Genomic DNA, 9,905 nt, shown 5'->3' on the forward strand with positions numbered 1-9,905 from the left:
CCGATCAGGGATCCGGTCTCGGCGGTTTCGCGCATGCCCTTTTCGACCGAAGGGATATATTCCTTCGGGACGTTGCCGCCCTTGATGTTGTCGCTGAACACGAACCCCGAGCCGCGCTCACCGGGAACGACGTTGATGCGAATTTCGGCAAACTGGCCCGACCCACCCGACTGCTTCTTGTGGGTGTAGGTCAGCTCGACCGGCTTCGCGAGATACTCGCGATAAGCGACCTGCGGCGCACCGACATTGGCCTCGACCTTGAACTCGCGCTTCATCCGGTCGACGAGAATCTCGAGGTGGAGCTCGCCCATCCCCTTGATGATCGTCTGGCCCGATTCATGGTCCGAAGTGACGCGGAACGACGGATCCTCGCGTGCCAAACGATTGAGCGCGATGCCCATTTTCTCCTGGTCGGCCTTGGTCTTGGGCTCCACCGCAACCTCGATGACGGGGTCCGGAAACTCCATCCGCTCGAGAATGATCGGCGCGTTGATGGCGCACAGCGTCTCGCCCGTGGTGGTGTCCTTGAGACCCGCCAGCGCGACGATGTCGCCCGCGTAAGCGATCTGGATGTCTTCGCGATCGTTGGCATGCATCAGCAGCATGCGGCCGACCTTTTCCTTCTTGTCCTTGACGCTGTTCATCACCTGCGACGCGGTCTCGAGTGTGCCCGAGTAGATGCGCGCAAAGGTCAGCGTGCCGACGAACGGATCGTTCATGATCTTGAACGCCAACGCCGAGAAGGGCGCGTCGTCGGCCGGGGCGCGCGTGTCGGACGTCACGCCATCCATCTTGAGGCCCTCGACCGCCGGGATGTCGAGCGGGCTCGGTAGATAATCGACCACGCCGTCGAGCAAGGGCTGGACACCCTTGTTCTTGAATGCCGAACCGCACAGCACAGGCACGAACGAGAAGTTGAGCGTGCCCTTGCGGATCAGCGCCTTCAACGTCTTCACGTCGGGCTCGTCGCCGCCGAGATAGGCCTCCATCACGTCGTCGTCCTGCTCGACCGCCATCTCGATGAGGTCTGTACGGGCCGTCGCCGCGGCGTCTTTGAGGTCGTCGGGAATGTCCTGATATTCAAACTTCGCGCCCAGGCTCTCCTCGAGCCAGATGATCGCGCGATTCTCGACCAGGTCGACCAGGCCCTTGAAGCCGCCCTCGATGCCGATCGGAAGGTACAGCACCGCCGGACGCGCGCCGAGGCGATCCTTGATCATGTCGATGCACATCTCGAAATTGGCGCCGGTGCGATCGAGCTTGTTGATGAAGCACATCCGCGGAACCTTGTACTTTTCCGCCTGGCGCCACACCGTCTCCGACTGCGGCTCCACGCCAGCAACGCCGTCGAAACAGGCGACCGCTCCGTCGAGCACGCGCAGCGAACGTTCGACTTCGATGGTGAAGTCGACGTGGCCCGGCGTGTCGATGATATTGATGCGATGCTCGGGGCCGTTGCCCTCTTCCGCCGACCAGAAGCACGTCGTGGCAGCCGACGTGATCGTGATCCCGCGCTCCTGCTCCTGCTCCATCCAATCCATCGTCGCCGTGCCCTCATGCACTTCGCCGATCTTGTAGGATTTGCCGGTGTAATAGAGGATGCGCTCGGTCGTCGTCGTCTTGCCGGCGTCAATGTGCGCCATGATGCCGATGTTGCGATAACGGTCGAGCGGATGGCTGCGGGCCATGTCGGTTTCCTTAGCGATTTGGGGGGCCGAATATGCGGCTACCCCCATGATATAGGTGCGAAAACTACCAGCGGTAGTGGCTGAAGGCGCGGTTGGCTTCGGCCATGCGATGCGTGTCTTCGCGCTTCTTGACGGCGTTGCCGCGGTTTGAGGCGGCGTCCATCAGTTCGCCAGACAGGCGCGCAGCCATGGTCTTCTCGGACCGCGCACGCGCCGCTGTGATCAGCCAGCGGATGGCCAGCGCCTGGGCGCGCTCGACGCGGACGTCGACCGGCACCTGATAGGTTGCACCACCAACGCGGCGGCTGCGCACCTCGATGCCCGGCTTCACATTGTTGAGCGCATCGTGGAACACGCCGATCGGCTCGCGCTTCAAGCGCGCCTCGACGCTCTCGAGAGCGCCGTAGACGATGCTCTCGGCGACCGACTTCTTGCCGTCGAGCATGATCGAATTCATGAACTTCGACAGGATTTGATCACCGAACCGGGGATCGGGCAGGATTTCGCGCTTCTCTGGGCGACGACGACGTGACATCAGAAATTCCTTCAGACGATGCGGCGCGCCCGCTCAGAGCGGCGCGGCCGAAAACCAGCGGTTATTTCGGGCGCTTGGCGCCGTACTTCGAACGCGACTGGCGACGATCCTTGACACCCTGGGTGTCGAGCACGCCGCGCAACACATGATAGCGCACGCCCGGAAGATCGCGGACACGCCCGCCGCGGATCAGCACGACGCTGTGCTCCTGCAGGTTGTGGCCTTCGCCGGGAATGTAGCTGATCACTTCGCGCTGGTTGGTCAGGCGAACCTTGGCGACCTTGCGCAACGCCGAGTTCGGCTTCTTCGGAGTCGTCGTATAGACCCGGGTGCAGACGCCGCGCTTCTGCGGGTTCTGCTCCATTGCAGGGACCTTGGACTTGGCTTTCTGCGGTTCGCGACCCTTGCGGATCAGCTGGTTGATCGTCGGCATGAAGCCTTCACCTTTCTAGGCCAGGAAGTCCCCGGCGGTTACTATTGCCCAACGCGAATTCGCCATGTCCGAGGCGGCAGAAGCCACCCGGTCATCACGTCGTCGAGCAATGTTCAGCTCTTGCCCGGCAAGGAGCGACGATATCGTCAGCCTTGCGGACGAGCGGGCCTTTAGCTTGCGTCGCCCAAAGGGTCAACCGGGCGTCGCTGAACTCAGACAAAGAAGCTGTCGGGCGACTGGACATGCCAGCTAGTCGCAATCGTCGTGGCGGCATTGGCATTATTCGGAGTAAAGCCGCCCGCCGCTGTTCCTAGCCAGTCGGACAAGGCGCCATTGTCGTTGCGCCACAGGATATCGTCGCGCCCGTCGCCATTATAGTCGGCGGTGGCCGCGACGTGCCAGCTGGTGGCGACGACGCTAACCGAATTCGCATTGTTCGGGGTGAAGCCCCCGCTTGTCGTGCCGAGCCAGTTGGCCAGCGTCCCGTCGCCATTGCGCCACAATATGTCGTCGCGCCCGTCGCCGTTGAAATCGCCCGTCCCGACGACCTTCCAGCTTAACGAAACGCTAGTGTAGCTATTGGCATTGTTCGGGGTCAGCCCGCCCGAGGCGGTACCGAGCCAATCGCTCAACTCACCGCTGTCGCTGCGCCACAACACGTCGGCCCTGCCGTCGCCGTTGAAATCACCGGTACCGACGACTTGCCAGCGGTTTGCCACGCCGACCAGCAGGCTGCCGTTGACGCTGAACCCGCCGGTGGCCGTCCCCAGCCAGTTGCCCAATGTCCCATCGTCGTTGCGCCATAATATGTCGTCGCGCCCGTCACCGTCGAAGTCGCCCGTTCCGACGATCTTCCAGCTGGTCGCGACGCTGCTCGAGGCGTTGGCATTGTTAGGCGTGAATCCGCCTGATGTATTGCCGAGCCAGTCCGACAATTCGCCGCTGTCGTTGCGCCAAAGGATATCGGCCCGGCCATCGCCGTTGAAATCGCCGGTGCCCGCGACGTGCCAGCTGGTCGAAACGCCGATAAGCAGCCCGCCATTGACCGTAAACCCGCCGTTGGCGGTGCCCAGCCAGTTGCCCAGCGAGCCATCGTCATTGCGCCACAATATATCGCTTCGGCCATCGCCGTTAAAATCATCGAGCACCGCCGCCCCGAGGATCGCAACCTGCACCCCGGCGGTCGCCGCCGACACCACGACCCGACCGGCGGGCACAGCGGTCAAGGTCAGCGACCCGCCGCTATAGGTCAGGATATTGCCGCTGATCGATGCGCTGAAGTTCGCCGAATTACCGTCGGTGATGACAATCCGGTCCTCGCGCGCGAAATCGGTGATGGTGTCGCCATTGAGCCCGGTGGCGGTGTCGCGGAACAGGTCGGCCCCTACCCCGCCGGTCAATATGTCGCTGCCAAGCCGCCCGGAAAGAATGTTGTCGGCGCCGTTACCGATCAGCGCGTCGGCACCCGACCCGCCAAGGGCATTCTCGATGATGACGCCCGGCGCGATCGCGACGTTGCCGGTATAGCCGTTGACGTTGGAGAAATTCCCCGGGGTCAGGTCGATCTTCTGAGCCGCGGTCGACCCCGAATAGTCGATCGTGTCGTTCCCGCCGCTGTCGTAGATGGTATAAGCGAGGGCACCATGCGCAACCGCGTCGAACGCTGGATTACCGGCGTTCGTATTATAACCATAGATGGTGTCGCCAGTGCGCGTGCTGGTCGAAAGGCCGTACAGCGTTTGCACCGCCAAAATGTCCGCGATCATCGGCGTACCCAAGCGGTTCAAAGTAAACCCTTGTCCGCCGGTGTAGGTGTTTTCGCGCTGGTCGAAATAAGACATGATGCTCAGTGCCCAACTGTCGTTGGCGAACAGCGCGTCATAGGGGTAGGTGGCGGTGTCGTTATAGTTGCCGGCGTGGCCCAGCCCCAGTGCATGGCCGATCTCGTGGAGATAGGTCTGGTAGCCATAGCTCCCGACCGTATTGCCGGAATCGATCAGCCACTGGGTCGAGATGTTGACGTCGGAGTGGGTGATCAGGCCACCACTGGTCGTGCTGCTGGTCGACGCTCCCGCCGCGCTGTCGGCGAAGCCGATCTGGCCCCCGCTCGACACTTCGACGAAGCGTACGCCAATGAGATCGGTCCAGGTCGACAACGCTTGCCGCGCCAGCGCCTGCCCATCCGCCGCCAGTGCGGTCAGATTGACGGTGATCGAGCCCCCCTGCGACACGTTGAAATGGCGCGATCGGCCGCCCCAATAGCCGTTGACCAGCTGATCGGAGATCTGCGCCGACGTCGCCACCGACGGCGGCACGTAATTGCTCACGCTAAGCTGGTAATTGCCCGTGCCTGCATTATTGAACGCCGCGGCATCGATGAAATAGACGCCGGTCGTCGCGGCCTTGAACGAAAGCAGCGAATTGGTCCCGGTCCCGCCATCGTCGTTCTCGAACAGCAAAGTCGATCCGTTGGCGGCGTAGACCCTGAGATAGGGGTCGGCGACACCGCCGATGGTCGTTGCATTGAGTGCGATCGTGACTTCCTGGCCGACCGTCAGGCTCAGCCGGAACCAGTCGTGATCGCCGATCGTCTCGAGCGACCCGGTAACGGACCCGCCGAGGCTGATAGTCGCCGTCGTCGTCGTATCGCCCGGGATGTCAACCACGATCGCATTCCCTCCAGGCCCGCCAGCCGCGCCCAATATCGCCCATTAAACCTTCGCATCAAGGAGTTAGGGCTTCCTTAATGGATATACGATGAACTGGCCCGATTGGACGCCGACTACCCTCGATTGGCCAGCTGACGCGCAATCTCATGGGCGAAGCGATCGAACGACGCCTGGTCGAGCCGCTTGTCACTGACGACGTAGGTTATTTCCGGCAGCGACCGGCCTCGCGCAGTGCGCAGGTTCGCGACCAGCATGGTGGGCGACTCCACCCGCACGACGACCCGGGCGCGGCTTCTCGCCAGCCGTGGTCCGGCGGCGGCAATGATTGCCTTGCACAAGGCGGCTCCGCGCCCCGAGGCGGCCGGAAGCTTGGCACCATCGACGACAGAGCAAAAATTCGCGGCCGGGCGCGGGTTCATCGCCATTACCGGCGCGCCGAATGGCAGGAAGCCAATCGCGACCGACCTGCCCCAACGAAATGCCCGATCGATAACCATCGATCGAGGATAGGGTGGGCCAGTGCCCGCTGCAACCGGCCCGCCCCAACGCCTTGTCAGAGGCCGACGCCGGTCGCCTTTTGCTTACTTCGGCATCGCCTGCAGTGCCGTCAAATGCCCCTGCACCGTCGGCGCAACTGCGGTCGCGAACTCCTGCAGCGGCGGCTGGTCGCCACCCGCCGCATAGGCCGTTAGCGCGTCGAACGCCTTCTGGTGCCCCTCGATCTGCTGCTCAACGAACAATTTGTCGAACGCCGCCCCGCTGGTCGCCTTGAGCGCAGTTAGCTTGGCTTTGAGGTCGGCCGGCAGGATCATCGGCAACGCCACGACCGGCTTCGTCTTGCCGGCCTGCGCCTTCAGCCGGCTGCTCGAATCGGTGTGATCCTTGACCAGCATCTTGCCGAACGCCTTGACCCCCGCCGTGCTGCCCATCGTCTCGGCCAGCTTGCCCGACTGAATTTCGAACATGTCCGACGCTGCGATCATGTCGGTGAATTGCTGGGCCGGCATTGGGGCCAGCGACGCGGTGGTGTTACCCATGCTCACATTCATGTCGCTGCTGACCGTGGTCTCGGTGGTCGTCTCGGCCTTCTTGCCGCAGGCGGCGAGCGTCAGGCCCATGCTGATCGCAACGATGATCGGTGTTGAGCGCATCGAAATATCCTTTTCTTGTGACCATTGGTCGTCGTTCCGGCCCAACGCGCACCGGCATCAGCGCGTTCCCCCCACGGCTATATCAGGCCTCGACTATCGTCCCGGTTCGCGGGTCGCGCGGCTGCACCGCTGACGCGCCGTCTACATCGCCGGACATCGGCGCCTCCTGCCCCGCGCCGCGCTGCGGCCGGATGTACAGCCGCCGCACGAGCGGCCAGCGCTGGCAGGCCTCGGCCTCGATCGCCGCGACGATGTCCTCGATCTCGCGCCCGCTCAGGCCGTCGTCGAAATCGACCGACATCATCGCCGTGATCTGGTCGGGCGCGCTGTGGACGGTCAGCACATCGCCGACTCCGGTGATCCCCTGCCGCCCGACGACGATCGCGCGCAGCCCATCAATCGTCTCGCGGTCGGCGCTCTCGCCGATTAGCAATTGCTTCGATTCGACCGCCAGGATCCAGGCCGTAAAGCCGAGGATCGCGCCGATGATGATCGACGCCGTCCCGTCGAAGCGCGGATCCCCGGTCAGCTGGCTCAGCCCCAGCCCGATCGCGGCGATGACGATGCCAAACATCGCCGCGCCATTCTCCAGCAGGACGATGAACGTCGGCGGATCCTTCGACCGCTTGACTGCGTCGAACCAGCCCAATTGCCCCTTGGCCTCGCGAAACTCCTTGAACGCCGAGAAGGTCGACCCGCCTTCGAGCAGAAACGCGAACAGCAGCACGACATAGGCGACCAGCGGCGACACCGCCGGTTCGGGATTGCTGATATGCAGGATGCCCTCATAGACGGACACGCCTGCGCCCAGCGCGAACACCATCACCGCGACGACGAAGCTCCAGAAATACAGCTCGCGGCCATAGCCAAACGGGTGGAGCCTGTCGGGCGGGCGGCGCGACGCCTTGCGCCCCCAGATCAGGAGCAGCTGATTGGCGCTATCGACCAGGCTGTGGACCCCCTCGGTCAGCATTGCCGACGATCCGGTGAACGCCGCCGCGCCGAATTTCGACAAGGCGATGCCGAGGTTCGCGGCGAGCGCGATCCACAATGTCCGGTTATTATTGTCCCCTGCGCTCATCGCGGGTGAATGCTTGTCCGCCCGCCCCGTTCCGCACAACCACTAATCTAGCCGGTGGTTGATCACCACGTCGGCGTCGAACCCGTCGGTCGATTAACAGCGGACGCTACCGATTGTGCCAATCGTCCGGCTAACGCGCAGGGATTGCTGCCGTCGAGGGCGCCGCTCGCTCGATCTGCGCGCCGCCCTTCACCACCGCGTCGACATGTTCCAGCAGCCGCACGTCCTGCAACGGATCGCCCTTCACTGCGACCATATCGCCAAAGCGCCCGACGGCGATCGTGCCAGCGTCGCCGGTCTGGGCCAGTGCCTCGGCGGCGCTGCTGGTCGCGGCGCGGATCGCCTGCAGCGGGGTCATCCCCCATTCGACCATCTTGGCGAACTGGCGAGCGTTCTGGCCGTGCGGATAAACGCCGGCATCGGTCCCGAACAGCATCGGCACCCCCGCCCGCACCGCCCGCTGAAAGGTCTGGCGCTGCTTCAGGCCGATCATCTTTTCCTTGTCGATGCTCTGCTGCTCGGTGCCGTTCGCGGTGCCCGTGGCCAGGATATAGTCGTCGTTATAGATATCCATGTCGAACCAGGTGCGGTGCTGGACGGCCAGCTTGATCGTCGCATCGCTCGCCAGGCTGGCATGTTCGATCGTGTCGATTCCGGCCAGGATCGCGTCATGGATGCCTTCGTCACCATGGGCATGCGCGGCAACCTTGAGGTGAAGCATGTGCGCTTCGTCGGCGATGGCCTTCATCTCCTCCAGGCTGAGCTGCTGCCCGCCGACACTGTCACCCAGCGAGAACACCCCGCCGGTGGCGCAGATCTTGATGACCTTCGCGCCATATTTGTGCAGCCAGCGGACCTTGGCGCGCGCATCCTCCGCGCCATTGACCACGCTCATCTGCTTCCGGTCGAGGCTCGGCGGCAGCGAATTATCGTCGCAATGCCCGCCGGTTGCGCCGATCGCATAGGCGGCGGCGATGATCCGCGGGCCCTCGATCCACTTGCCGTCGATCGCCTGGCGCAGCGCGACATCCTCGAAGTTGGCCGAGCCGACGTTGCGCACCGTGGTGAAACCCGCATCGAGCGTCTTCTTGGCATTGGCAACCCCGATCGCAGTCCAGAAGCTGTCGGTATATTGTAGCCCGCGATAGCCGCCGATCTCGGCCAGGCTGGTCAAATGGACGTGCATGTCGATCAGCCCGGGGACCAAAGTCTCGCCACTCAGGTCGATATGCTTGACCGTCGAGCCCCACTTGACCGTCCGCGCGTCGGCGATCCCCGTGATCCGCCCGTCGTCGCCGACGAAGATCGCCGGATGCTCGACATAGTTGCCGGTCGCGACGTCGAGGTACCGATCGGCGGTGATCACCGAGGCGGACCGCACCGGAGCAGCGGCCAGGACGGCGATGGCAGCGGCGAAGATGAACTGACGCATGGATTTCCCTTTTACTGACAAGACGCATCGCGCCTGCGCTACATGTGAATGACCTTGCCGTACGCCGCGAGCACGCTCTCGTGCATCATCTCGCTCAGCGTCGGATGCGGGAAGACGGTCTGCATGAAATCCGTTTCGACCAGTTCGGCGGTCTTGCCGATGGTATAGCCCTGGATCAGCTCGGTCACTTCCGCGCCGATCATGTGCGCGCCGAGCAGCTCGCCGGTCTTGGCGTCGAACACCGTCTTGATGAATCCCTCGACCTCGCCGAGCGCGATCGCCTTGCCGTTGCCGATCGCCGGGAATTTTCCGACCCGTACCTCGTGCCCGGCTTCCTTGGCCTTGGCCTCGGTCAAACCGACGCTGGCGACCTGCGGGTGGCAATAGGTACAGCCCGGGATGTTCTGCGCGTCCATCGCGTGCGGGTGGACGTCCTTGTTGCCCAGTTCCTGCGCAATCGCCTCGGCGGCGATGACCCCCTCGTGGCTCGCCTTGTGCGCGAGCCACGGCGGCGCGGTGATGTCGCCGATCGCCCACAGCCCCTTCACATTGGAGCGGCACATCGGGTCGGTCTTGAGGAACCCGCGATCCATCGTCACGCCGAGCTTCTCCAGCCCGATCTTCTCCGTGTTCGGCACGATCCCGACCGCGACGATGCAGTGGCTGAAGCGCCGCTCGGCGGCTTTGCCGTCGGCGGTCTTGATCGTCGCCGCGAGTCCCTTGGCGTCGGGCACGATGCTCTCGACCCCCGCCCCGACGAGGATCTCGATCCCCTGCTTGCCGAGCGACTTCGCCAGCGCGTCCGACACATCGGCATCCTCGACCGGCACGATCCGGTCGAGCATTTCGACCACCGTCACCTTGGCCCCCATGTCGTTATAGAAGCTGGCAAACTCGATCCCGATCGCACCCGATC

The 9,905-nt window shown here is 63.7% G+C and carries 9 protein-coding genes; all 9 read right to left on the minus strand.

The features are described from left to right. Window positions 1–1,688, minus strand: a 1,688-nt coding sequence (gene fusA / locus RMN84_RS06115) for an elongation factor G (protein WP_309611304.1), incomplete at its 3' end; no start/stop codon positions are given. 64 nt (window positions 1,689–1,752) lie between these two features. Further along, a complete protein-coding gene (rpsG, locus tag RMN84_RS06120) occupies window positions 1,753–2,223 on the minus strand; it encodes a 30S ribosomal protein S7 (RefSeq protein ID WP_309611305.1) in 471 nt (156 codons plus the stop codon). Window positions 2,224–2,284: 61 nt separating this feature from the next. Then, a complete protein-coding gene (gene rpsL, locus RMN84_RS06125) occupies window positions 2,285–2,656 on the minus strand; it encodes a 30S ribosomal protein S12 (RefSeq protein WP_028969180.1) in 372 nt (123 codons plus the stop codon). Between the two features lie 212 nt (window positions 2,657–2,868). Further along, window positions 2,869–5,322 carry an FG-GAP-like repeat-containing protein gene (locus RMN84_RS06130; RefSeq protein WP_309611306.1) on the minus strand — a complete coding sequence of 818 codons (2,454 nt, stop codon included), beginning with the start codon at window positions 5,320–5,322 and terminating at the stop codon, window positions 2,869–2,871. A 116-nt stretch (window positions 5,323–5,438) separates the two neighbouring features. Beyond that, window positions 5,439–5,822: a hypothetical protein gene (locus RMN84_RS06135; protein WP_309611307.1), complete on the minus strand. Its 384-nt coding sequence runs from the start codon at window positions 5,820–5,822 to the stop codon at window positions 5,439–5,441. Window positions 5,823–5,906: 84 nt separating this feature from the next. Continuing rightward, the gene (locus tag RMN84_RS06140; protein WP_309611308.1) at window positions 5,907–6,476 is read right to left on the minus strand and encodes a DUF4142 domain-containing protein; all 570 of its coding nucleotides are present in this window, start codon (window positions 6,474–6,476) and stop codon (window positions 5,907–5,909) included. 82 nt (window positions 6,477–6,558) lie between these two features. Further along, entirely contained in the window at window positions 6,559–7,557 is a 999-nt protein-coding gene (locus RMN84_RS06145; RefSeq protein WP_309611309.1) for a cation diffusion facilitator family transporter, read from the minus strand. Window positions 7,558–7,687: 130 nt separating this feature from the next. Next, window positions 7,688–8,989, minus strand: a complete 1,302-nt coding sequence (locus tag RMN84_RS06150) for an amidohydrolase family protein (protein WP_309611310.1) — start codon at window positions 8,987–8,989, stop codon at window positions 7,688–7,690. A gap of 38 nt (window positions 8,990–9,027) precedes the next feature. Then, a partial coding sequence (locus tag RMN84_RS06155; RefSeq protein WP_309611311.1) for an FAD-dependent oxidoreductase occupies window positions 9,028–9,905 on the minus strand: 878 nt, incomplete at its 5' end.

The organism is Sphingomonas sp. (genome assembly GCF_031380695.1).
Taxonomy (GTDB): domain Bacteria; phylum Pseudomonadota; class Alphaproteobacteria; order Sphingomonadales; family Sphingomonadaceae; genus Sphingomicrobium.